The organism is Pedococcus sp. NPDC057267 (assembly GCF_042668795.1).
Taxonomy (GTDB): Bacteria; Actinomycetota; Actinomycetes; order Actinomycetales; family Dermatophilaceae; genus Pedococcus.
Genome location: NZ_JBHUYG010000027.1, coordinates 1 through 21031 on the forward strand (window position 1 = coordinate 1; position 21031 = coordinate 21031).

The window sequence follows — 21031 nt, forward strand, 5'->3', positions numbered from 1 at the left end:
CGGGGCCCCGCGATGGGGCCCCGCGCTGCGGGCGGCGCTGGCGCGCCGTCCTCGCGCACCCCACCGCACCCCACGCCCACAGCAATGAGAGCAGCGCCCCGGACCAGTACCAGGACGCTGCTCTCAGCTCAGGCGAGCGCCACCCTCTACTGCGCTGGTGACGGCAGGGGCCGGTGCGTGCCTGGCTGCCGCAAGCCCCAGCCCTCACCTCCGGGACGGCATCCGTTCTCAGACCCGTTCGGCCGGCTCCCCCACCGGCATCGCAGCCGGACACCTTCCAGCCAGACGAGGTCGAGGTCACTGCGCAGACCCGCGTGGTTGCCAGGCACCGCAACCCATCACTTTGCCCCACGCTTTGAGCCCGAAACCGACCGAGACGTCTACGTCCTGCCGCAACAAACTGGACTGATTTCGTGCTCAGGAGCATGACCAGGACCAGGATTCGAAGCCGCCAGAACCCCCGGGCAGACAAACAGGGGGTTGTGGGTTCGAGTCCCATCGCCGGCTCTCAGACCAGCCCTACGCCTCGAGGTGCTCAGGCCTAGGGGCGCACGTGGTTCGTGACGAAGGGGAGGCCGCGATGCGCATGAAGGTGGAGCTCGTCCCGCTGCCGGTGTCGGAGGTGGACCGGGCCATCGAGTTCTACGAGGGCAGGCTCGGCTTCACCAAGGACGTCGACGTCCGCCCCGCGGACGGGATCCGCGTCGTGCAGCTGACGCCCGAGGGGTCCGCCTGCTCGGTCGGGTTCGGCACCGGTCTGGAGGTGTATGCCGGAGAGCCGGGAGGCGTCCGGGGCGTGCACCTGGTCGTCGAGGACCTCGACGCCCGACGGCAACGGCTTCGAGCTGCAGGAGATGGCCTGGCGCCGCGGGGGGCAGTTCTAGGCGGTCAGGCCTTGGACAGCAGGGCAGACAACGACTCGAGGGCCTCGGGCCGGATCCAGTAGTAGACGAAGGTGCCCCGGCGTTCGCAGTCGACCAGCCCCGCCTCGCGGAGGGTCTTCAGGTGGTGCGAGATCGTCCCCGACGACAGGTCGAAGGCCGGGGTGATCTCGCAGACGCACAGCTCGGGCCTCGCCGCGATCATCGACACCATCTGGAGCCGGACGGGGTCCCCGAGGGCCTTGAACATCGGAGCCAGGCGCTCGGCGTCCACCGCCGTCACGGGCGAGGTGGCCATGCCGCAACAGCTGGCCTCACGGACCTTCGGCTCTGACTCGACAACGGCCATGGCACTATCTTGACAGATGTCGAATCAAAGGACCATGCTGGCGCTGATTCGACAATCATCAAACCAAGGAGCGCGCCATGGCACTGCAGGAGAGGACACCGGAGCAGATGGACGACGAGCAGGTCCGTGAGGCGGTGCGGGAGCGGTATGCCGCGTCGGCGACGAGCCTGCTCACCGGCCAGCCGGAGTCGGGGTGCTGTGGCGGGGGCGGCTGCTGCGGGTCCACCGCGACGGCGGTCGACCCGATCAGCTCCAACCTGTACGAGGGGACGCAGGCCCCGTCCGAGACGGCCCTTGCCGCCTCCCTGGGGTGCGGCAACCCGACCGCACTGGCCGAGCTGAACCCCGGCGAGGACGTCCTCGACCTGGGCTCCGGAGGAGGGCTCGATGTCCTGCTGTCCGCCCGCCGCGTGGCCCCCGGCGGCACGGCATACGGGCTCGACATGACCGACGAGATGCTGGAGCTGGCGCGGCGCAACCAGGCCGAGGCAGGGGTCGAGAACGCCCGCTTCGTCAAGGGCACCATCGAGGACGTGCCGCTGCCGGACGCCTCGGTCGACGTCGTCATCTCCAACTGTGTCATCAACCTGTCCCCGGACAAGGACACGGTCCTGCGCGAGGCCTACCGGGTGCTGCGGCCGCAGGGCCGGTTCGCGGTGTCCGACATCGTGCTCCTGCGCGACATCCCGCAGGAGCTGCGTGGCGTGGTCCGGCTGTGGACGGGCTGCATCTCCGGCGCCCTGCGCGACCACGAGTTCGTCGAGAAGCTCACCGCCGCGGGCTTCGAGGACGCCTCCGTCGAGGTGACCCGGGGGTACTCCCGCGACGACCTCGAGGCGATGGCCGAGGTGACCGACGTGGCCGAGCTGCCGGACGGGATGGTGCTCCCGGCGCTGGTCGACGCACTGGACGGCGCCTTCGCCAGTGCGTTCGTGCGGGCGCGCAAGCCGTGACCGCTCCCACGCCCACCACGAGCCGCCCGCAGTCCGCGGTCGCCGCGCGGCTCTCCACGCTCGACCGCTTCCTGCCGGTGTGGATCCTCGCCGCCATGGCCGCCGGCCTGGCCCTCGGGCGCCTCGTCCCCGGTCTGCCGGGCGCGCTCTCGGCGGTGCAGGTCGACGGGGTCTCACTGCCGATCGCGGTCGGGCTGCTCGTGATGATGTACCCCGTGCTGGCCAAGGTCCGGTACGACCGGCTCGACACCGTGACGGCGGACCGGCGCATGCTCGTCTCGAGCCTCGTCCTGAACTGGCTGGTCGGTCCTGCGCTCATGTTCACCCTCGCGTGGCTGCTGCTGCCGGACCTGCCGGAGTACCGCACCGGCCTGATCATCGTCGGCCTCGCCCGGTGCATCGCGATGGTCATCATCTGGAACGACCTGGCGTGCGGCGACCGGGAGGCCGCGGCGGTGCTCGTCGCCCTCAACTCGCTGTTCCAGGTCGTCGCGTTCGCCGCGCTGGGGTGGTTCTACCTGTCCGTGCTGCCGGGGTGGCTCGGGCTGGACCAGTCGAGCCTGGACGTCTCGCCGTGGCAGATTGCCAAGAGCGTCCTGGTCTTCCTGGGCGTCCCGCTGCTCGCCGGCTACCTCAGCCGTCGCCTCGGCGAGCGACGCGTCGGGCGCGACCGCTACGAGCACTCGTTCCTTCCCCGAGTCGGCCCCTGGGCGCTCTACGGGCTGCTCTTCACCATCGTCATCCTCTTCGCGCTGCAGGGCGACCAGATCACGAGACGACCGCTCGACGTGGCCCGGATCGCCCTGCCTCTGCTGGCGTACTTCGCCCTGATGTGGGGTGGCGGCTACCTGCTGGGCAAGGCCCTCGGCCTCACCTACGAGCGCACCACGACGCTGGCGTTCACCGCCGCGGGCAACAACTTCGAGCTCGCCATCGCGGTCGCGATCGCCACCTTCGGCGTCACGTCCGGCCAGGCCCTCGCGGGCGTCGTCGGCCCGCTGATCGAGGTCCCGGTCCTGGTGGCGCTCGTCTACGTCAGCCTCGCGCTGAGGAACCGCTACCCGCACGCCACCCCCGAGGAGCCGACCCGATGAGCGACCAGCGACCGTCCGTCCTCTATGTGTGCGTCCACAACGCTGGGCGCTCGCAGATGGCCGCCGCGTACACCGACCACCTGTCAGGCGGCCGGGTGGAGGTGCGCTCGGCCGGCTCGGCGCCCGCCGACAGCATCAACCCGGCCGTGCGCGAGGCCATGCTCGAGGAGGGCATCGACCTCGCCGGCGAGACCCCGAAGCTCCTCACCCCGGAGGCGGTGCAGGCCTCGGACGTCGTGATCACCATGGGCTGCGGGGACGCCTGCCCGTTCTACCCCGGAAAGCGCTACCTCGACTGGGAGCTCGACGACCCCGCCGGCCAGGGGGTCGAGGCCGTGCGCCCCATCCGGGACGAGATCCGGACGCGGGTCACGACGTTGCTGAACGAGCTCGGCGTACCGGTGGCTCACGCGAGCTGACCCGGCGCAGCCTCACGCGAGCTGACCCGGCGCAGGCGCACGCGAGCTGACCCGGCGGGTGCCCTGTGGGGCACCCGCCACGGGCGCCCCGCTCAGGCCCGGGTCGCGTCGAGGGTGAGCTGGGACCGGTGGTGGCGGTAGTGCTTCGGCGCCCACTCCAGCACGTCGAGGCGGCTCATCCACGGGAGGAAGTACGGGTCCCACGAGACCGGCACCGACATCCCGCGCCCGAGGTCCTCCTCGGTGGCGGCGTCGCCCCACCTCACCAGCCAGTCGGTGTCCTGGTGCATCCAGTGCCGGACCCGACGCAGCGGCACGACCCTCGTGCCGGCCACCGGGGCCGCGAAGTTCACCCAGTCGTAGGGGCGGGTGAGGGCGCCGAGCAGGTGTGACCAGCCGACCGACGCCCGCGGGGGCAGCCGCGAGAAGCCGCCCAGCATCGGCACGAACGCCCGCGCGATCCGCTGCCCGAACCACATGTGGAACAGCAGCTGCTCGTTCGTCCACCGCGTCCCGTCCGTCGCGCCGGCGAGCTCGTCCAGGCGCGCGCTGCCCACGAGGGCGTCGAAGTCCTCGGCGACCCACGTGAGGTCGGCGCGCTGCTGGTCCGCAAGTGCCACCTCCCCACGGTCCACCTCGAGCGCCGTCGCGTCCATCGTAGCCGTGGCGTGGCGTGGCGTGGCGTGGCGTGGCCGGGCTCGGGTGGAGTGTGTGGTGCTCGGTTCGTCAGGCTGGGGTGGGGTTCACTTGCGCTTGTCCCAGGAACCGTTGGGGGACAGGGCCCACCACAGCCCGCCGGAGGCATTGACTCCCTGGCCGTTGACGTCGCCGGGCGACGTGTCGCCGGCGTACGTGTACACGGGGTAGCCGTCGACGCTGAGCTGCGTGGTGCCGCCGGGGCGGGTGATGCTGCCGAAGGTGGCCGTGACCCCTGCAACGGTGTGCTTCGGCGCGTCGCTCGCAGGGACCGGTGGCCAGTAGGTGGCGCAGGAGCCCGTGCAGCGGGACTGGCCACGTGGGTCGATGGCGAAGACGTACATCGTCATCCGTTGTGCCGTCACGAGGATCGTGCCGACCCGCGAGGCGCCGGTCGTCGGTGCGCCCGACGCGGCAGCGGGGCCGCTCGAACCCGCCGGCGGGTTGCCGTACCGGCCGCCCCCGGCGGAGCTGCTTGACGCGGACGTGCTCCCTGTCGACGTGCTCGATGTCGACGTGCCGGACCCGGCGTTGCCGTAGAGGCCGCCGGAGGACGACGAACCGCTCGACCCGCAGGCGGCGAGGAGGAGGACGGCGGTGAGGGCGCTGCCGGCGGCTGCTGCGCGGGTGGGGGTGCGGGTGCCGGCGTGGGTGCTGGTCGTGGATGGTCTGGACATGGGTGCCTCGAGTTCTGCTGGGCTGGTACCCGTCAGGACGCAGTGGGGTCCCTCGCCGTTCACAGGTGCCGCGCCCGCGGGGTCGTGCGGCGTCCGCCGGCCGGCTGCGGGGCGAGAGCGCGCAGAACGCCTTCCAGTTGACAGAACCGGACAAAGGGGTCAACCATCGATTGGCTTCAAGCAGTCGGGGCCCCAGACATCGTCGTCTCTCCAGGAGCCCTGCCATGACCGATTTCCTCGAGCCGTCGGTCGTCGGCACGCCGCTCCCCGACGTGAAGCCGTCGTCCGACCCCGCCTCGTGGACCGTCCGTCAGCTCGTCGCCGCGCTCGCCGAGCTCGAGGACGCGCTGCGTGACCGCCACGAGCTCACGGGTTCGACCGTGCCGCCCTACCTGCAGGCCGCCCTCGACCGTGAGCAGGCCATCCTCGCTGAGCTGCACCGCAGGTCGCCGACCCCCGACCCGCTCGTGCCGGATGACGTGGTGGGTGCCGTGGCGACCGTGGACCCTGCCGTGGACGCGGAGCCGACCCCGGCCTGAGGAGGCGGTCGGCGCCGGGCTGCGTTCGGTACTCGCGGAGGTCAGGCGCGCTCAGGCGCGGTAGACGGCCACCTCGCTGGCCTTCACCGTCAGCACGACCTCGTCGCCCGGCGCGATCCCGAGCTCGGCGAGGGCGGCCGGCGTGATGTCGGCGGACAGGTGCGAGGTGTGGACTCGCACCTGGTGGCCGTGCGGCTCCAGGTCGGTCACCGTGGCGCGGACGACGTTGCGGGGGGAGCCGTGCGGGGCCTGCCGGTAGACGCCCACCGCCGAGGGGCTGAAGACCGCGACGGAGGGCTCCCCGTCACGCGGCGGCTGCTCGGCCATCCCAGACAGGTGCAGCCCGTCGGGCCCGTCGACCCCGCCGTCACGGGCGGTGCCGCGGACGAGGTTGAGCCCGGCGATCCGCGCGGCGAAGGCGCTCGTGGGCCGGGTGAGGACCCGTGCGGTCGGTCCCCGCTCCACCACGCGGCCGCCGTCGATCACGACGACCTCGTCGGCCAGCAGCACCACGTCGAGCACGTCGTGCGTGACCAGGACCGTGGTGCGCCCGCCCAGCACCCGGCGCAGCAGCTGTCGAAGTGCCGGCGCCGTCTCGACGTCGAGGGCGGACAGCGGCTCGTCCAGCAGCAGGAGGGCGGGTTCGGTGGCCAGGGCGCGGGCGACGGCGACGCGCTGCGCCTGGCCCCCGGACAGCTGGGCCGGCCTCCGGTCGGCGAGGTCGCCGGCCTCCACCTCGGCCAGCCAGTGTGCGGCGCGAGCGCGGGCCTCGCCGCGCGGCATACCCGCACTGCGCGGCCCGAACGCGACGTTGTCGACCGCCGAGAGGTGGGGGAAGAGTCGCGCCTCCTGGGCCAGCAGCCCCACACCGCGCGCGTGAGGCGGTACCTCGCGCTGGGAGCCCTTGCCGGAGAAAAGGACCCGGTCGTCGAGCACCACCTCGCCCTCGTCCGGCCGCAGGAGTCCGGAGAGGGCGGCCAGGGTGGTCGACTTGCCGGCGCCGTTGGGTCCGAGGAGCGCGACGGTGTGCCCCGTGGGGACGTTGAGGGCCAGGTCGAGGTCGCGCTCGCGGACCCGCAGCCGCGCGTGCAGGCTCACAGGGTGCTCCGCGACCGGCGGGTGAGCGTGATGACGATCGTGGCCACCGCGACGAGGACGAGGGAGAGCGCGACGGCAGCCTGCGGGTCGGTCTCGCGCTGCAGGTAGATCTCCAGCGGCAGGGTCCGCGTCACGCCCTGGAGGGACCCGGCAAAGGTGATGGTGGCGCCGAACTCGCCCAGCGCCCGGGCGAACGCCAGCACCGCGCCCGAGGCCAGTCCCGGCAGGACGAGCGGCAGGGTGACCCGCAGGAAGACCGTGGTGGGGCGAGCGCCCAGGGTCGCGGCGACCTCCTCGTACCGTTGGCCGGAGGAGCGCAGGGCACCTTCGAGGCTGACGACGAGGAACGGCAGGGCGACGAAGGTCTGGGCCATGACCACGGCGGTCGTCGAGAAGGCCACCTGCCAGCCCAGGACGTCGAGGGTGTGGCCCAGCAGCCCGCGCCGCCCGAAGGTGTAGAGCAGCGCGATGCCACCGACGACGGGCGGCAGCACCAGCGGCAGCAGCACCAGAGACCGCACGAGGGCCTGGCCCGGGAAGCGGGTCCGCGCCAGGACGACCGCCATCGGGACCCCGAGCAGGACGCACAGCACCGTGCTCGCGACGGACGTGCGCAGGCTGAGCCACAGGGCCGCCTGGGAGGAGTCGGAGGTCACGAGGGCCGCGAACCGCGACCACCGGACCTGCGTGAGCATGGCGACCAGGGGCAGGGCGACGAAGGCCGCGCCGACGAGGGCCGGCACGAAGAGCCAGGCGGGCAGCCCGAGCCGGCGGTCGCGCACGTCAGGGCTTGCCGAACCCGGCGGCAGCCAGCGCCGACTGCCCGAGCTCGCCGGTCACGGCCTGCACGAACGCGGCGGCCAACGCGGGGTTGCGGCTGGTCTTGAGGGCGGCCACCGGGTACGTGTTGACGGCGGCCGAGGACTCGGCGAAGGGCACGCCCTGGACCGAGCCGCCGGCGCCCTTGACGTCGGTGACGTAGACCAGCCCGGCGTCGGCCTCCCCGGCGGAGACCTTGCCGAGGACGTCCGTGACCGACTGCTCCTCGCTCACCGGCTTGAGGTCGACCCTCGCCGCAGCCTCGACCTTCGCCGTCGCTCCACCGCACGGGACCGCGGGCGCGCAGACGACGACCTTGAGCCCGGGACGGGCCAGGTCGCGCAGGGAGGTGACCCTGCCGGGATTGCCGGGCGGGACGGCGATCTCGAGGGTGTTGGTGGCAAAGGCGACCGGGGTCCCCGCGGTGAGGGAGTCGGCCGTGGCCTTGGCCATGTTCCGCTCGTCGGCCGAGGCGAACACGTCGGCCGGGGCCCCCTGCTGGATCTGCGCGACGAGGTCGGAGGACCCGGCGAAGCTGAAGGTGACCCTGGTCCCGGGGTGGGCCTTCTCGAACTGCGCGCCGATCTGCGTGAACGGCTTCTTCAGGGAGGCTGCGGCGAACACGGTGAGCGTGCCGGACAGCCGCCCACCGGACGAGGCCGCCCCGGACGCACCCCCGGCGGGCGCACCCCCAGCGGACGCGTCGCCGCTCGAGCCGCCGCCCTGCGCCGCGCCGGACCCGCACGCTGCGGTCGACGCCGCCAGCACGACCACGACGGGCAGGACGAGTCGGCGCGTGACGGCCCTCATGAGGCACCTCCAGGGGTCTCGACGATGACGTTGGTGGACTTGACGACCGCGATGGCGACCGACCCCAGCTCGAGCCCGAGGTCGTCGACCGCCTCACTGCTCATGAGCGACACGACCCGGAAGGGCCCGCACTGCAGCTCCACCTGCGCCATGACGGTGTCGCGCCTGATGTCGGTCACGAGGCCGACGAACCGGTTCCGCGCCGAGCGCCCGATCTCGGACGGGTCGTCCACGGCCCGGGCGTGCTCCCGGGCGAGCAGCGCGACGCGGTAGCTGTCGACGACCTTGCGCCCGGACTCGTCCGTCTCGGCGGGCAGGGTGCCCCCGTCGACCCAGCGGCGGACGGTGTCGTCGCTGACCCCCAGGAAGGCGGCGGCGTCTCGGATCCTCATGAGCGGCACGAACGAGATCGTAATGCCGCACCTGCGGCGACAGCCAGTCCTCATAGCTGCGTGTGCAGCGGTCGGAGCTGCCCGGGTGGGGGACGCCGAGGTCACCCTCCGGCCGCCCGCGGGTTAGGAGTCCTCGGGCTCCGGCGGGTCCTGCGCGCCGTCGCGCTCGTCGCGGGCCGCCCACTCCAGCAGCGGGTCGATCTCGAACACGGCGTCGTCGATCCCGGCGTGCAGGTCGCCCTTCTCGGCGTACCGGGCGGGGACGGTGGCGATCGTGAAGTCGTCGGGCTCGACGGCGTCCACCTCGTCCCAGCCGATCGGGGTCGAGACCGTGCCGATCGGGTTGCCGCGCACGGAGTATGCCGCGGCGATGGTGTGGTCGCGCGCGTTCTGGTTGTAGTCGACGAACAGGTCGGCGGGGTCGCGGTCCTTGCGCCACCACGTGGTCGTCACGTCGTCGGGGGCGCGCCGCTCGACCTCGCGCGCGAACGCCAGCGCGGCGCGTCGGACGTCCTTGAACCCCCACTCCGGCCTGATCCGCACGTACACGTGCATGCCGGACCCGCCGCTCGTCTTCGGCCACCCGACCGCGCCCAGCTCGTCGAGGACCTCGTGCGCCACGTGGGCGACGCGCTGCACCCGCTCCCACGGGCAGTCGGGCCCGGGGTCGAGGTCGATCCGCCACTCGTCCGGCTTCTCCACGTCGGCGCGACGGCTGTTCCAGGGGTGGAACTCGACGGTGCTCATCTGCACGGCCCAGATGACGTGGGCGAGCTCGGTGACGCACAGCTCGTCCGCGGTGCGGTTGTACCGGGGGAACTTCACCCGCACGGTCTCCAGCCACGGTGGTGCGCCGTTCGGCACCCGCTTCTGGTGCACCTTCTCGCCGCTGACGCCCTCGGGGAACCGGTGCAGCATGCACGGCCGCTCGCGCAGGGCGTTGACGATCCCGGCGCCGACCGACAGGTAGTAGTTGACGAGGTCGAGCTTGGTTTCCCCGCGGGCCGGGAAGTACACGCGGTCGGGGTTGCTGATCCGCACCTCGCGGTCGCCCACCTCGACCTCGACGGCGGGGGAGCTCGCCTTGGCTGCCATGCGCCCACGCTAGAGGAGGCGTGCCGTGGGGGCATGCACGCGGCATACCGCACCATTGCGGGCGCCCGCCCCGGGGGGCCGCGGCGTCGGGCCCGCCACCCCTGTCAGGCCCGCGGGAGGCGGGCCTATGCTCGGCCCATGCTCGAGCAGAAGCGCGTCCTCGCCACGTCGATCCCCGGCCCGAAGAGCCAGGCCCTCCAGCAGCGCAAGACGGCCGCGGTGTCGGCCGGCGTCGGCACGGGCCTGCCGGTCTACGTGGAGCAGGCCAGCGGCGGCATCCTGCGTGACGTCGACGGCAACCAGCTCATCGACTTCGGCTCGGGCATCGCCGTCACCACCGTCGGCAACGGCAACCCGCGGGTCGTCGAGGCGGTGCAGAAGCAGATCGCCGACTTCACGCACACGTGCTTCATGGTCACGCCGTACGAGGAGTACGTCCTCGTCGCGGAGGCGCTGGCCGAGCTCACCCCCGGCGACCACGAGAAGCGTTCGGCCCTGTTCAACTCCGGCTCCGAGGCCGTCGAGAACGCCGTCAAGGTGGCCCGCCACTTCACCGGCCGGCAGGCGGTCGTCGCGTTCGACCACGCGTACCACGGCCGCACCAACCTGACGATGGCCCTGACTGCGAAGAGCATGCCGTACAAGCACCGCTTCGGGCCGTTCGCCTCCGAGGTCTACCGGGTGCCGATGGCCTACCCGTACCGCTGGCCCACCGGCCCCGAGGCCTGTGCGGAGGAGGCGTTCGAGACCTTCACGTCGATGGTCCACGCCCAGGTCGGCGAGTCCAACACCGCCGCCGTCATCCTCGAGCCGATCCAGGGCGAGGGCGGGTTCATCGTGCCGGCGCCGGGCTTCGTGAAGATGGTCGCCGACTGGTGCCGTGACAACGAGATCCTCTTCATCGCCGACGAGGTCCAGTCAGGCTTCTGCCGCACCGGCGACTGGTTCGCCTCCGAGCACGAGGGCGTGGTGCCGGACCTCGTGACCACCGCCAAGGGCATCGCGGGCGGTATGCCGCTGGCGGCCCTCACCGGGCGCGCGGACGTCATGGACGCCATCCACACCGGCGGCCTCGGGGGCACCTACGGCGGCAACCCGGTCGCCTGTGCCGCGGCGCTCGCCTCGATCGAGACGATGAAGGCCGACGACCTGTGCGGCCGTGCCCGCGAGGTCGAGGCGCTCTTCCGCCCGCGGCTCGAGGCGCTCGCGAGCAAGCACGGCGTGATCGGCGACATCCGCGGCCGTGGCGCCATGCTCGCGATCGAGCTCGTGTCAGACCTCGAGCGGAAGACGCCCGACGCCGACCTCGCCGGCCGCGTCAACAAGGCCTGCCACGAGCGCGGCCTCGTCACGCTGACCTGCGGCACGTTCGGCAACGTGTTCCGGTTCCTGCCCCCGCTGTCGTCCTCGGACGAGCTGCTGTCGGAGGGCCTGGACGTGCTCGAGGAGGCCTTCGCCGCGTCGGTCTGACGGCCGTCCCCCTCTGCGCCCGCTGCGTCCGGGCTCTGTACCCGGTGCGTCCGGACGCAGGTGGTTGGATGGACGGATGCCCGAGCTGGTCGAGCCCGACACGCGGTTCCACGCATCGTTCCTGCGGGCGATGGCGGGGTTCGCCGCCGAGGGCCGCGGGTCGGACGACGACGACTCGATGATCGGGCGCGACCTGCGCACCTGGGCGTCGTCGTGGGCCGACCCGGAAGGCTTCGCGGCCTACGTCGAGGAGCTCCGGGCCCAGGCGCTCGCGGACACCCGGCGACCCGCGTACATGGTCCCCTCGACCACCCTGTGGTGGGTCGAGGGCGAGGAGTGGCTGGGACGGATCCAGCTGCGGCAACGGCTCAACGAGCGGCTGCTGGCCGGTGGTGGCCACATCGGCTACGACGTGGCGCCGCAGCACCGCCGGCGCGGCCACGCGACGGCCATGGCGCGGGCGATGCTGGCGATCGCCCGGACGCGGTACGGCATCGACTCGGCACTGGTGACCTGCGACCCGGACAACCTCGCCTCGCGCCGGGTCATCGAGGCCTGCGGCGGCGCCCTCGAGGACGAGCGGGACGGCAAGCTCCGGTTCTGGGTGCCGACGGAGGCGTGACCCGCCGCGGCGAGGTGCTGACGGCGCGGCGCTGACGACGCAGTGCTGACGGCGCGGCGCTGACGGCGCAGTGCTGACGACGCAGTGCTGCCGAGGTGGCGCTCGCCCGGCGACGGACGAGAGGTTCGTCACCCGTTCACGCTCAGGACGCGTGTCGGATTCGGAACCGCCCCCGTGGTCCTGTTACAAAAGGTGAGACCCGGCCAAGTATGAGTTGGCCGGGTCTCGTGTCCCCCGAGGGGGACTGGCCTCCCGGAGGAGGTCCGCCGATCGTGCACCCCCGCCGGCTCCCCGCGCAAGGGCCCGGCGTCACGGGATGTCAGTGCGGGAGCGTCAGCGCGGAGGCATCCGCAGGGCGCCGTCGAGGCGGATGACCTCGCCGTTGAGCATCGGGTTGTCCACGACGTGCCGGACCAGGCTCGCGTACTCCACGGGCTGGCCGAGCCGCGACGGGTGCGGCACCTGCGCCTCGAGGACCGCGGTCGCCTCCTCGGGCAGTCCGGCGAGCATCGGCGTCATGAACGTCCCGGGGGCGATGGTCATGACCCGGATCGCCTTGTCCGCCAGGTCGCGGGCGGCGCTCAGGGTGAGGCCGACGACGCCGCCCTTGCTCGCGGCATACGCGGCCTGGCCGATCTGGCCGTCGTAGGCGGCGATCGACGCCGTCATGACGACGACGCCACGGTCGCCGTCGAGCGGCTCGTTCTCGAGCATCGCGGCGGCGGCGAGGCGCAGGACGTTGAAGGTGCCCACGAGGTTGATCGAGACGACGTCGGCGAAGGTCTGCAGCGGCAGCGGGCCCTTGCGGCCGACGACGCGGCCGGGGGTGCCGACGCCCGCGCAGTTGACGACGACCCGCAGGGTGCCGAGCTCGCGTGCGGCGTCGACGGCGGCCTGGACCTGCGCCTCGTCCCGGACGTCGGCGGGGGCGAACCGGGCGCGGTCGCCGAGCTCGGCCACGAGGGCCTCCCCGTTCGACGACGGGAGGTCGACCACGACGACGGCGGCGCCGTCGGCGTGCAGCCGGCGGACGGTGGCCTCGCCGAGGCCGGAGGCGCCACCGGTGACGAGGGTGACGGTGTTCTCGTTGATCTGCAAGGGGTTTCAGCCTCTCGTGGACGTGTTCTGGAGCAGCTGGCGGCTGATGACGAGCCGCTGGATCTGGTTGGTGCCCTCGAAGATCTGGGTCACCTTGGCCTCACGCATGTACCGCTCGAGCGGGAAGTCCTGCGTGTAGCCGGCCCCGCCCAGCACCTGCACCGCGTCGGTCGTGACCCGCATGGCGTTGTCGGTGGCGACGAGCTTGGCGACGGCCGCTTCCTTGGAGAACGCGCGGCCCGCTTCGCGCAGCCGGGCGGCGTGCAGGTATGCCGCGCGGGCGCTCGTGACCGCGGCCTCCATGTCGGCGAGCAGGAACGCCAGCCCCTGGAAGTCGCCGATCCGGTGGCCGAACTGCTCGCGCTCCTTGGCGTACGCGACCGCGTGGTCGAGGGCCGCCTGCGCGAGACCCGTTGCGGCAGCAGCGATCCCGAGCCGACCCGAGTCGAGGGCGGACAGCGCGATGGCCATCCCCTGGCCGGGCGCGCCGACGAGCCGGTCGGCGGCGACCTCCACCCCGTCGAAGTGCACCTCGCTGACCGGGTCGCAGTGCAGGCCCATCTTCCTCTCGGGGGTTCCGAACGACAGACCGTCCGCGTCACCGGGCACGACCAGGCAGGAGAGCCCGCGGCCGCCGTCGTCGGACGTGCGGGCGAAGGTCGTGTAGAAGTCCGCGTGCCCCGCGTGGCTGATCCACGCCTTGGTGCCCTTGAGCCGGTATGCCGTGGGGGCGGCCGGGTCGTCGGGGGTCGCCCGGGTGGTCATCGAGCCGACGTCGGAGCCGGCCGACCGCTCGGACAGGCAGTAGGCGCCGAGCTGGTCGCCGGACAGCATCCCGGGCAGCAGGCGCTCGCGCTGCTCGTCGGTGCCGAACTGTGCCACCGGGTAGCAGGTGAGCGCGTGGACGCTGACACCCACGGCCACCGACATCCAGACCGAGGCGATCTCCTCGACGATCTGGAGGTACACCTCGTAGGGCTGGCCCCCGCCGCCCAGCTCCTCGGCATACGGCAGGGAGAGGAGGCCTGCGCGGCCGAGCACCCGGAAGGCGTCCAGCGGCAGCTCGGGCGCGGTGGCGGCGCGGCGCTCGGCGTCGGCCACCCTCGGGAGGAGCTCCTTGGCGCAGATCTCCCGGGTGAGGTCGATGAGGTCCTGGCCCTCCTCGGTGGGCATGAGGCGCGTGGCAGGCATGGGGAAAGGGTAGTAGTAGGACGTCCAACTAAATGAATCGCGCAGGTCGGGGCCTGTCGGGACCGCCCGTGCAGCCCCGTCGGCTCCAACCTCTGCTAGCAGACCCTCGTGCGCTCAGCGCAGGTTCGACCCTGTGCTGGGCGCGCCAACCTCTGCTAGCAGAGGTTCGTGCCGAGGTCGACTGGCCGGGCCAGGACGCCGGCCGGTCGAGTGGGTCGACGCGGGTCAGGCGGGGTCGACCGGGCGGAGCTGGGGGCGCTTGGCCGTGACGGTGTCGCCGGAGGACTCCCCGCGCAGCCGGCGCTGCACCCAGGGCACGAGGTGGGTGCGGGCCCAGTCGGCGTTGGCGGCGGCGGCCTCGCGCCGGCCGACCGGCTCGGGCGGGGGCAGCGGCGTCGACCAGTCCTCCCGGTCGGTCTCGTGCCCGAGCGCGGAGAGGGCGTTGAGGGCGACGCGGCGGTGCCCCTCGGCCGTCATGTGGATTCGGTCCTCGGACCACAGGCGCCAGTCCTGGAGCGCGCGCATGCCCCACTGGTTGATGACGTAGCAGCCGTGCTGCTGGGCGATGCTGAAGACGTTCGCCGAGTGGATGGCGTGCCGCCCGCGCAGGTGCTTGAGCACGGGGGCGCCGACCGGGTCGGTGGGGGTGGCGAGCAGGACGTCGGCTCCGGTCGCCCGGATGCGCACGACCGCCGCCTCGAGCTGGCCGGCGATGTCGTCGAGGTCGGCCTTGGGACGCAGGATGTCGTTGCCCCCGCCGACCATGGAGACGAGGTCGGGGCCGAGGGCCAGCGCCGCGTCGAGCTGCGGGCCGACGACGTCGGCGAGCAGTCGCCCGCGCACGGCGAGGTTGGCGTAGGTGAGGTCGCCGTCCGCGAGGTCGGACAGGTGGCGCGCGAGGCGGTCGGCCCAGCCGACGTACCGGTCAGGGTGCGCGGGGTCGGCGTCGCTCATGCCCTCGGTGAACGAGTCGCCGATGGCGACGTAGCGGTGCCACACCTTGCCCCGCTCGGGCAGGTGGGTCTGGTCGGCGCGGTCGATGGCGTCGTCGCTCACGGGAGGCTCCAGTCGATCGGGTCGGCGCCCTGCCGGGCCAGCAGCTCGTTGGCCCGGCTGAACGGGCGCGAGCCGAAGAACCCGGAGTGGGCCGACAGCGGTGAGGGGTGGGCGCTCTCGACGCACGGGGTGCCGCCGAGGTGCGGGACGAGGTTGCGTGCGTCGCGGCCCCACAGGATCGCGACGAGGGGACCGCCACGCTGCACGAGCGCGGTGATGGCGGCCGCGGTCACGGTCTCCCAGCCCTTGCCGCGGTGGCTGGCTGGCTTGCCGGGGCGGACGGTAAGCACGCGGTTGAGCAGCAGGACGCCGCGGTCGGCCCACGGCGACAGGTCACCCGTCGTGGGTGCCGGGACCCCGAGGTCGGCCTGCAGCTCCTTGTAGATGTTGACCAGCGAGCGGGGGATCGGCTGGACGTCCGGGGCGACCGAGAACGACAGGCCCACGGCGTGCCCGGGCGTCGGGTACGGGTCCTGCCCCACGATGAGCACGCGCACTGCGTCCAGCGGCTGCTCGAACGCCCGCAGCACGTGCCCGCCTGCCGGCAGGTAGCCGTGCCCGGCGGCGACCTCCTGGCGCAGGAACTCGCCCAGCTCGCCGACCGTCCCCGCCACGGGCTGCAGCGCCGCCGCCCAGGAGGGGTGGACGAGCTCGGTGAGGGGAGCGGGCGGCATACCGGCAACCTAGCCCGGTGCGCCCGGGGGCACGCACCGGGCCCCGGGGCTCGGGGACGCGGGGAGCGCCGGCGCCTCGACGGGTCCGGGCGGGCGGCCGGGTATGACGGCCGGCCGTCAGTGGAAGATCGCGGCGAGGTCGTCGAGCCGGCCCGGCACCAGGTGGAACCACGCCCACGCCCCGCGGCGCTCGCGGGTGAGCAGCCCGGCCTCTGTGAGCACCCGCAGGTGGTGGCTGACCGTGGGCTGGCTGAGGCCGACGGCGGGCACGAGGTCGCGCACGCACGCCTCCTGGTCCCTGGCGGCGCCGATGATCGACAGCAGCCGGAGCCTGGCGGGGTCGGCCACGGCCTTGAGCAGCCGGGCGGTCTGCTCCGCCTGGGCAGCGTCCCAGGGCTCGCCGGTCGCGAGGGATCCGCTCACGGCATCGATGCTAGTCGATGGGGGCGGCCGGCCGGAGGCGTCGGGCCAGGCGTGCCCGACGCCGGCTCACCCGGGACCAGACGACCTGCTGCAGGGCGAGGGCCACCCACCCCGCGAGGGCCATCCCGGTCAGGTTGACGACGAGCTGCAGCGCGCTGCCCCGGACCTCGTGCCAGGCGCCGAACGCGAGCCCGAGGCCGATGTTGCCCGCGGCCGGGATGGTCGTCACGGACACGAACACGCCCGTGAGTCCCCCGACCCGCGACGACGTCATCGACAGCACGCCGGCCGCGGCCGCGACGACCGCCACGAAGAACGACCACTGGTCCGGCCGGTAGATGAACGCCGTGGCGGGCCGCGACCCGGTGAGGTCGGAGGCGGTCACCCAGCCCAGGGACCCGGCCACGAGTCCGGCGAGGAAGGTCACCGCGATCGCCGTCGCGAAGCCCAGCACCAGGGCCCGGACCGCCCGCCGCAGCAGCCCGTACCGCCGCCTGACGAGCGCGAGCCCGAGCGCGGCGATCGGCCCGAACTCGGGGCCGAGGATCATCGCCCCCACGACGAGCACCGGGGAGTCGAGCACGATCGCGACCCCGGCGATGAGGGTCGCCAGCACCATGAAGGACATGAACGTCCAGTTGGTCTCGGAGTCCTCGATGGCGCGCTGGGTCACCTGGAGCCAGACGACGGAGTCGGCTCCGCTGCCGGGCGCCAGCCGCTCCGCCTCGAGCCCGGGGCGGGACAGCCACGACGTGACGGGCTCGACGTGGATGGTGCCGTCGTCCTGCACCCCGAGCGCGCGGAGCCGGTCGATGACGTCGTTGGCCGCCTCGCGCGCGATGTCGGCGAACAGGAGGTCGCCGGCCGGCTTGATCGACGCGCCGCGGACCGCTGCCACGCTGCTCACGGCCGGGTCGTCCGCCAGCACCTGCAGGACGTCGTCGGCCAGCTCGGTCCTGACCGAGATCCGCAGCTGCAGCATGGCGTCAGTGTGCCGCAGCCTAGGCTCGGGCTCGTGACTCCGCGCTGGCCCGTCGTCCTGTTCGACTTCGACGGCACCCTGGCCGACACCATCCCGCTCATCGTGGCGAGCTACCACCACGCGATCGGGACCCTCGGCGAGGTGGCCGACGAGGCCGAGGTGCTGTCGTGGATCGGCCGGCCGCTGCAGCCGGTGCTCGAGGAGCGCTACCCCGGTCGCGGCGCCGAGCTCACGGATGTCTACCGCCGCTGGAACCTCGCCCACCACGACGACCTCATCCGCAGCGTCCAGGGCATGCCGGAGCTGCTGGCCGAGCTGCACGACCGGGGCGCCCGCACCGGCGTGGTCTCGTCCAAGAAGGCCGAGACCGTGCGGCTCGGGCTGCGCGCCGTCGGCCTCGACGACGTGATCGACGTCGTGGCCGGCCAGGACGAGACCGAGCACCACAAGCCGCACCCCGCGCCGCTGCTGTATGCCGCGGAGCGCCTCGAGGTGGCTGTCGCCGAGTGCGTCTACGTCGGCGACGCGACGGTCGACGTCCAGGCCGCGCGGGCCGCGGGCATGGGGGCCGTGGCCGTCACCTGGGGCGCCGGCGAGGAGGCCGCGCTCGCCGCCACCGGTCCGGATGCCGTCGTGGCCGACGTCGCGGGCCTGCGGGGGGCGCTGCTGCACCAGGCGGGCGTCGTCGGGCGGTAGGGGACCGGCGCGGGTCAGCCCTAGACTCGCGCCGTGCACGGCTACAGCGACAAGCAGCTCGAGGACCTCGGCGACGCGATCCTCGCCTACTCGGCGGACCGCCTCAAGCTCGACCCGGTGCCGCTCGACGGCCCCCGGACCCTGGCGGAGCTCGACGCGAAGGCCGGCCAGACGATCACCAGCGAGGGGATCGGTGGCCTCGCCGCGCTGAGGCTGTTCGAGGAGGACCTCGCCCCGGCGTGCATCTCCACCGACCACCCGCGCTACCTGTCCTTCATCCCGTGCGCCCCGACCGAGGCGTCCGCGATGTTCGACCTCGTCGTGGGGGCCTCGTCCATCTACGGCGGCTCGTGGCTCGAGGGCGCCGGCGCGGTGTATGCCGAGAACCAGGCGCTGCGCTGGATCGCCGACCTCGTGGGGCTCCCGCCGGAGGCCGGTGGCGTCTTCGTGCCCGGCGGCACCATCGGCAACCTGTCGGCCCTCGTCGCAGCCCGGCACACGGCGCGGATGGACGCCGCCCAGCAGGGGCGCACCGGCGCGGGCGGGCGGCCGTGGCGGGTCGCGGCCACGCACGGCGCCCACTCCTCGATCCAGTCGGCGTGCGACGTCATGGACGCCGAGCTCGTCGGCGTCGAGGTCGACGCCGACGGCCGCCTCACCGGTGAGGCCCTGCGCGAGCAGCTCGTCGAGCACGGGCCGGAGACGTTCTTCGCCGTGGTGGCGACCGCGGGGACGACCAACTTCGGGATCGTCGACGACCTCGCGTCAGTGGCCGCCGTGTGCCGGGAGTTCGGCATCTGGTTCCACGTCGACGGGGCCTACGGCGGGGCCGGGCTGGCGGCGCCGTCGGTGCGCCACCTGTACGAGGGCATCGAGCACTGCGACTCGTTCATCGTCGACCCGCACAAGTGGCTGTTCGCGCCGTTCGACTGCTGCGCGCTCATCTACCGGCAGCCCACCCTCGCCAGGGCCGCCCACACCCAGCACGCGTCGTACCTCGACGTCCTGACCGCCGCGCCCGACTGGAACCCCACCGACTACTCGGTGGGCCTGACCCGGCGCGCGCGGGGTCTCCCGTTCTGGTTCAGCCTGGCGACCCACGGGACCGACGCCTACCGCGACGCCGTCGAGCGGACCCTGGAGGTCACCCGGTTCGCCGCCGAGGAGATCGGGCGCCGTGACTACGTCGAGGTCGTGCGCGAGCCCGACCTGTCGGTCGTCGTGCTGCGTCGGCTCGGCTGGACGGCGGCGCAGTACCAGGAGTGGTCGGACCGGCTGCTCGCCGAGGAGTTCGCGTTCGTCGTGCCGACCTCGCACCTGGGCGAGACGCTGACCCGGTTCGCGATCGTCAACCCGAGGACGTCCGAGGAGGACATCACGGCCATCCTCGACACCATGGCCTGAGCCCGCCACCGGCGGCCGTCAGTCCTGATCCTTCCTCCGGCGGGGCGCGGCAGACCGCGGGGGCGCGGCTCGCATGTGGTCGCGCACCGGCGACAGCAGGCCCGACAGCGCCTTGGTGTCCGCACGGGAGAGCGGCTGGAACAGCTGCTGCCGAACGACCTCGGTGTGGCCGGGGAGCACGGCTGCGAGCCGGGCGCGGCCGGCGTCGGTGATCGTGACCACGACGCTGCGCTCGTCGTGCTCCGACGGTGCCCGCGCCACCAGGCCTGCCTTCTCGAGCAGGGCCGCCTGGTAGGTCAGCGCGCTGCGGCTGTAGACCACGCCGTCCGCGAGGTCGGTCATCCGCTCGCTCCCGGTCGCCGAGTCCAGGCCGAGCCGGGCCAGCAGCTGGAACTGCACGTAGCTGAGGTCGCCCGCCTCCCGCAGCTGCTGCTCCACGGCGTGCCGGAGCAGGCCCGCGACCTCCATGAGGGCGAAGTACGCCTCGAGCTGGACGTCGTCGAGCCGGGGCGGGGTGTCGGCCATGCGCCCAGCCTAGCGACTACTTCATCTTCGAAACGCTTGCTTCAACTTCGAAGCAGAGATACGGTGGTCTGGTGCTACGAATTCGAAGCACAGTCGAGCGACACGAGATGAGGTTCCTCCCATGAAGGCAGTTCGTTTCCACGAGTACGGCCAGCCCGACGTGCTGCGGTACGAGGACGTGCCGGTGCCGGTTCCCGGGCCGGGGCAGGTGAGGCTGCGGGTCGCGGCCACCACGTTCAACCCGGTCGACGGCAACATCCGCGCGGGCTTCATGCAGGAGCCCATGCCCCTGGAGCTGCCCCACGTGCCCGGGCTGGACGTCGCCGGGACGGTGGACGCCCTCGGCCCGCAGGTCGACGGCCTCCAGGTGGGGGACCGGGTGGTCGGCTTCCTGCCGTTCGTCGACGACGGTGCCTCCGCCGAGTACGTCGTCGTGTCGGCCGACGTCCTCGCCCCGGCTCCGACGTCGATCCCGCTGGCTGATGCGGCCGCCCTGCCGCTCGTCGGGCTCACCGCCTACCAGGCCCTGACCGAGCACGCTCACCTGCAGGCGGGCCAGCGGATCCTCGTCGTGGGGGCGAGCGGCGCCGTGGGCGGGTATGCCGTCCAGCTCGCGAGGGCCGCGGGTGCGCACGTCATCGCCACTGCCACCGCCCGCAGCCGGGAGCGCGTGCGCGCGTGGGGGGCCGACGAGGTCGTCGACCACACCGCGACCGACGTCGCGGACGCGGTCCGTGAGCCTGTCGACGTGCTCCTCAACCTGGCGCCGGTCTCGCCCGAGCAGCTCACCCGCCTCGTGGCCAGGGTCGCGGACGGCGGTGTGGTGGTCAGCGCCACGGTGTGGCAGCCCGCCCCCGGCGACGAGGGGCGAGGGGTGCGCGCGGTCGACATGTACGTCCGCAGCGACGCCGGCCAGCTCGCCGAGCTCGTGGAGCGGGTCGACCGGGGCGAGCTGACCGTGGACGTGGCCGAGCGCCTGCCGCTGGCCGACCTGGCGGCGGTCCACTCGCGTGCCGCGGCGGGGACGCTCGCAGGCAAGGTGGTGGTCGTCGCGCCCGGGGCCTGACG

25 protein-coding genes are annotated in these 21031 nt (G+C 73.0%); 10 read left to right on the forward strand and 15 right to left on the reverse strand.

Annotation, left to right across the window (positions count from 1 at the left end; translation table 11 throughout):
• The first annotated feature begins 553 nt into the window (after positions 1-553).
• Positions 554-946, forward strand: a complete 393-nt coding sequence (locus tag ACFUC1_RS08070; protein WP_379118441.1) for a VOC family protein — start codon at positions 554-556, stop codon at positions 944-946.
• Here ACFUC1_RS08070 and ACFUC1_RS08075 read toward each other — a convergent pair.
• Entirely contained in the window at positions 889-1230 is a 342-nt protein-coding gene (locus ACFUC1_RS08075) for an ArsR/SmtB family transcription factor (protein WP_379118443.1), read from the reverse strand. The genes ACFUC1_RS08070 and ACFUC1_RS08075 overlap by 58 nt on opposite strands.
• A 77-nt stretch (positions 1231-1307) precedes the next feature.
• On the opposite strand from ACFUC1_RS08075, the gene arsM reads away from it, so the two are divergent.
• From arsM to ACFUC1_RS08090, 3 genes are read left to right on the forward strand one after another with little or no spacing between them, the layout of a single operon-like run.
• On the forward strand, positions 1308-2183 hold the full coding sequence (gene arsM, locus ACFUC1_RS08080) for an arsenite methyltransferase (protein ID WP_379118444.1): 876 nt from the start codon (positions 1308-1310) through the stop codon (positions 2181-2183).
• Positions 2180-3277: an ACR3 family arsenite efflux transporter gene (gene arsB, locus ACFUC1_RS08085; protein ID WP_379118446.1), complete on the forward strand. Its 1098-nt coding sequence runs from the start codon at positions 2180-2182 to the stop codon at positions 3275-3277. Before arsM ends, arsB begins: the two co-directional genes overlap by 4 nt.
• A complete protein-coding gene (locus tag ACFUC1_RS08090) occupies positions 3274-3696 on the forward strand; it encodes an arsenate reductase ArsC (protein WP_379118448.1) in 423 nt (140 codons plus the stop codon). Before arsB ends, ACFUC1_RS08090 begins: the two co-directional genes overlap by 4 nt.
• Before the next feature lie 92 nt (positions 3697-3788).
• Here the strand turns inward: ACFUC1_RS08090 and ACFUC1_RS08095 are convergent, their stop codons facing one another.
• Both ACFUC1_RS08095 and ACFUC1_RS08100 read right to left on the reverse strand, forming a co-directional pair.
• On the reverse strand, positions 3789-4316 hold the full coding sequence (locus ACFUC1_RS08095) for a DinB family protein (RefSeq protein ID WP_379118450.1): 528 nt from the start codon (positions 4314-4316) through the stop codon (positions 3789-3791).
• Between the two features lie 123 nt (positions 4317-4439).
• Complete coding sequence (locus tag ACFUC1_RS08100; protein ID WP_379118452.1) at positions 4440-5069, reverse strand: hypothetical protein; 630 nt, start codon at positions 5067-5069, stop codon at positions 4440-4442.
• A 224-nt stretch (positions 5070-5293) separates the two neighbouring features.
• Here ACFUC1_RS08100 and ACFUC1_RS08105 point away from each other — a divergent pair, with 224 nt between their 5' ends.
• Complete coding sequence (locus ACFUC1_RS08105; protein WP_379118454.1) at positions 5294-5608, forward strand: hypothetical protein; 315 nt, start codon at positions 5294-5296, stop codon at positions 5606-5608.
• A gap of 51 nt (positions 5609-5659) precedes the next feature.
• Here ACFUC1_RS08105 and ACFUC1_RS08110 read toward each other — a convergent pair whose 3' ends face one another.
• The 5 genes from ACFUC1_RS08110 to ligD form a co-directional block, all read right to left on the reverse strand.
• Positions 5660-6706 (reverse strand): sulfate/molybdate ABC transporter ATP-binding protein, encoded by a 1047-nt coding sequence (locus ACFUC1_RS08110; protein ID WP_379118456.1) that lies wholly within the window; start codon positions 6704-6706, stop codon positions 5660-5662.
• Positions 6703-7488 carry an ABC transporter permease gene (locus tag ACFUC1_RS08115; protein ID WP_379118458.1) on the reverse strand — a complete coding sequence of 262 codons (786 nt, stop codon included), beginning with the start codon at positions 7486-7488 and terminating at the stop codon, positions 6703-6705. Before ACFUC1_RS08115 ends, ACFUC1_RS08110 begins: the two co-directional genes overlap by 4 nt.
• 1 nt (position 7489) lies before the next feature.
• Positions 7490-8335, reverse strand: a complete 846-nt coding sequence (modA, locus tag ACFUC1_RS08120) for a molybdate ABC transporter substrate-binding protein (protein WP_379118460.1) — start codon at positions 8333-8335, stop codon at positions 7490-7492.
• The gene (locus tag ACFUC1_RS08125; protein WP_379118462.1) at positions 8332-8736 is read right to left on the reverse strand and encodes a molybdopterin-binding protein; all 405 of its coding nucleotides are present in this window, start codon (positions 8734-8736) and stop codon (positions 8332-8334) included. The genes modA and ACFUC1_RS08125 overlap by 4 nt, the downstream gene beginning before the upstream one ends.
• 114 nt (positions 8737-8850) lie before the next feature.
• Positions 8851-9822 carry a non-homologous end-joining DNA ligase gene (ligD, locus tag ACFUC1_RS08130; protein WP_379118464.1) on the reverse strand — a complete coding sequence of 324 codons (972 nt, stop codon included), beginning with the start codon at positions 9820-9822 and terminating at the stop codon, positions 8851-8853.
• Between the two features lie 138 nt (positions 9823-9960).
• Between ligD and gabT the strand changes: the two genes are divergently transcribed.
• Both gabT and ACFUC1_RS08140 read left to right on the forward strand, forming a co-directional pair.
• Entirely contained in the window at positions 9961-11292 is a 1332-nt protein-coding gene (gabT, locus tag ACFUC1_RS08135; protein WP_379118466.1) for a 4-aminobutyrate--2-oxoglutarate transaminase, read from the forward strand.
• Between the two features lie 76 nt (positions 11293-11368).
• On the forward strand, positions 11369-11914 hold the full coding sequence (locus ACFUC1_RS08140; protein ID WP_379118468.1) for a GNAT family N-acetyltransferase: 546 nt from the start codon (positions 11369-11371) through the stop codon (positions 11912-11914).
• A 333-nt stretch (positions 11915-12247) separates the two neighbouring features.
• Here the strand turns inward: ACFUC1_RS08140 and ACFUC1_RS08145 are convergent, their stop codons facing one another.
• The 6 genes from ACFUC1_RS08145 to ACFUC1_RS08170 all read right to left on the reverse strand — a co-directional run bounded on the left by ACFUC1_RS08145 (position 12248) and on the right by ACFUC1_RS08170 (position 17338).
• The gene (locus ACFUC1_RS08145) at positions 12248-13012 is read right to left on the reverse strand and encodes an SDR family NAD(P)-dependent oxidoreductase (RefSeq protein WP_379118470.1); all 765 of its coding nucleotides are present in this window, start codon (positions 13010-13012) and stop codon (positions 12248-12250) included.
• Between the two features lie 6 nt (positions 13013-13018).
• A complete protein-coding gene (locus tag ACFUC1_RS08150; RefSeq protein WP_379118472.1) occupies positions 13019-14203 on the reverse strand; it encodes an acyl-CoA dehydrogenase family protein in 1185 nt (394 codons plus the stop codon).
• A 225-nt stretch (positions 14204-14428) separates the two neighbouring features.
• The gene (locus tag ACFUC1_RS08155; protein WP_379118474.1) at positions 14429-15259 is read right to left on the reverse strand and encodes an SGNH/GDSL hydrolase family protein; all 831 of its coding nucleotides are present in this window, start codon (positions 15257-15259) and stop codon (positions 14429-14431) included.
• Positions 15256-15933, reverse strand: a complete 678-nt coding sequence (locus ACFUC1_RS08160) for a uracil-DNA glycosylase (RefSeq protein WP_379118476.1) — start codon at positions 15931-15933, stop codon at positions 15256-15258. The genes ACFUC1_RS08155 and ACFUC1_RS08160 overlap by 4 nt, the downstream gene beginning before the upstream one ends.
• A 117-nt stretch (positions 15934-16050) precedes the next feature.
• Positions 16051-16356, reverse strand: coding sequence for an ArsR/SmtB family transcription factor (locus tag ACFUC1_RS08165; protein WP_379118478.1), 306 nt, complete (start codon positions 16354-16356; stop codon positions 16051-16053).
• Positions 16357-16366: 10 nt separating this feature from the next.
• Positions 16367-17338, reverse strand: coding sequence for a DUF389 domain-containing protein (locus ACFUC1_RS08170; protein WP_379118480.1), 972 nt, complete (start codon positions 17336-17338; stop codon positions 16367-16369).
• 33 nt (positions 17339-17371) lie between these two features.
• Here ACFUC1_RS08170 and ACFUC1_RS08175 point away from each other — a divergent pair, with 33 nt between their 5' ends.
• On the forward strand, positions 17372-18034 hold the full coding sequence (locus ACFUC1_RS08175; protein ID WP_379118481.1) for an HAD family hydrolase: 663 nt from the start codon (positions 17372-17374) through the stop codon (positions 18032-18034).
• 33 nt (positions 18035-18067) lie between these two features.
• Positions 18068-19438, forward strand: a complete 1371-nt coding sequence (locus ACFUC1_RS08180) for a pyridoxal phosphate-dependent decarboxylase family protein (protein ID WP_379118483.1) — start codon at positions 18068-18070, stop codon at positions 19436-19438.
• 18 nt (positions 19439-19456) lie between these two features.
• Here the strand turns inward: ACFUC1_RS08180 and ACFUC1_RS08185 are convergent, their stop codons facing one another.
• A complete protein-coding gene (locus ACFUC1_RS08185) occupies positions 19457-19963 on the reverse strand; it encodes a MarR family winged helix-turn-helix transcriptional regulator (RefSeq protein ID WP_379118485.1) in 507 nt (168 codons plus the stop codon).
• Between the two features lie 121 nt (positions 19964-20084).
• On the opposite strand from ACFUC1_RS08185, the gene ACFUC1_RS08190 reads away from it, so the two are divergent.
• Positions 20085-21029 (forward strand): NADP-dependent oxidoreductase, encoded by a 945-nt coding sequence (locus tag ACFUC1_RS08190; protein ID WP_379118487.1) that lies wholly within the window; start codon positions 20085-20087, stop codon positions 21027-21029.
• The last annotated feature ends 2 nt before the right edge of the window (positions 21030-21031 follow it).

Excerpts from the sequence above, each read along its gene's own strand:
- ACFUC1_RS08185 (WP_379118485.1), bottom strand. The coding sequence starts at position 19,963 with ATGGCCGACACCCCGCCCCGGCTCGACGACGTCCAGCTCGAGGCGTAC.
- ACFUC1_RS08190 (WP_379118487.1), top strand. The coding sequence starts at position 20,085 with ATGAAGGCAGTTCGTTTCCACGAGTACGGCCAGCCCGACGTGCTGCGG.
- ACFUC1_RS08100 (WP_379118452.1), bottom strand. The coding sequence starts at position 5,069 with ATGTCCAGACCATCCACGACCAGCACCCACGCCGGCACCCGCACCCCC.
- ACFUC1_RS08150 (WP_379118472.1), bottom strand. The coding sequence starts at position 14,203 with ATGCCTGCCACGCGCCTCATGCCCACCGAGGAGGGCCAGGACCTCATC.
- ACFUC1_RS08170 (WP_379118480.1), bottom strand. The coding sequence starts at position 17,338 with ATGCTGCAGCTGCGGATCTCGGTCAGGACCGAGCTGGCCGACGACGTC.
- ACFUC1_RS08105 (WP_379118454.1), top strand. The coding sequence starts at position 5,294 with ATGACCGATTTCCTCGAGCCGTCGGTCGTCGGCACGCCGCTCCCCGAC.
- ligD (WP_379118464.1), bottom strand. The coding sequence starts at position 9,822 with ATGGCAGCCAAGGCGAGCTCCCCCGCCGTCGAGGTCGAGGTGGGCGAC.
- ACFUC1_RS08075 (WP_379118443.1), bottom strand. The coding sequence starts at position 1,230 with ATGGCCGTTGTCGAGTCAGAGCCGAAGGTCCGTGAGGCCAGCTGTTGC.
- modA (WP_379118460.1), bottom strand. The coding sequence starts at position 8,335 with ATGAGGGCCGTCACGCGCCGACTCGTCCTGCCCGTCGTGGTCGTGCTG.
- ACFUC1_RS08090 (WP_379118448.1), top strand. The coding sequence starts at position 3,274 with ATGAGCGACCAGCGACCGTCCGTCCTCTATGTGTGCGTCCACAACGCT.
- gabT (WP_379118466.1), top strand. The coding sequence starts at position 9,961 with ATGCTCGAGCAGAAGCGCGTCCTCGCCACGTCGATCCCCGGCCCGAAG.
- arsM (WP_379118444.1), top strand. The coding sequence starts at position 1,308 with ATGGCACTGCAGGAGAGGACACCGGAGCAGATGGACGACGAGCAGGTC.
- ACFUC1_RS08140 (WP_379118468.1), top strand. The coding sequence starts at position 11,369 with ATGCCCGAGCTGGTCGAGCCCGACACGCGGTTCCACGCATCGTTCCTG.
- ACFUC1_RS08160 (WP_379118476.1), bottom strand. The coding sequence starts at position 15,933 with ATGCCGCCCGCTCCCCTCACCGAGCTCGTCCACCCCTCCTGGGCGGCG.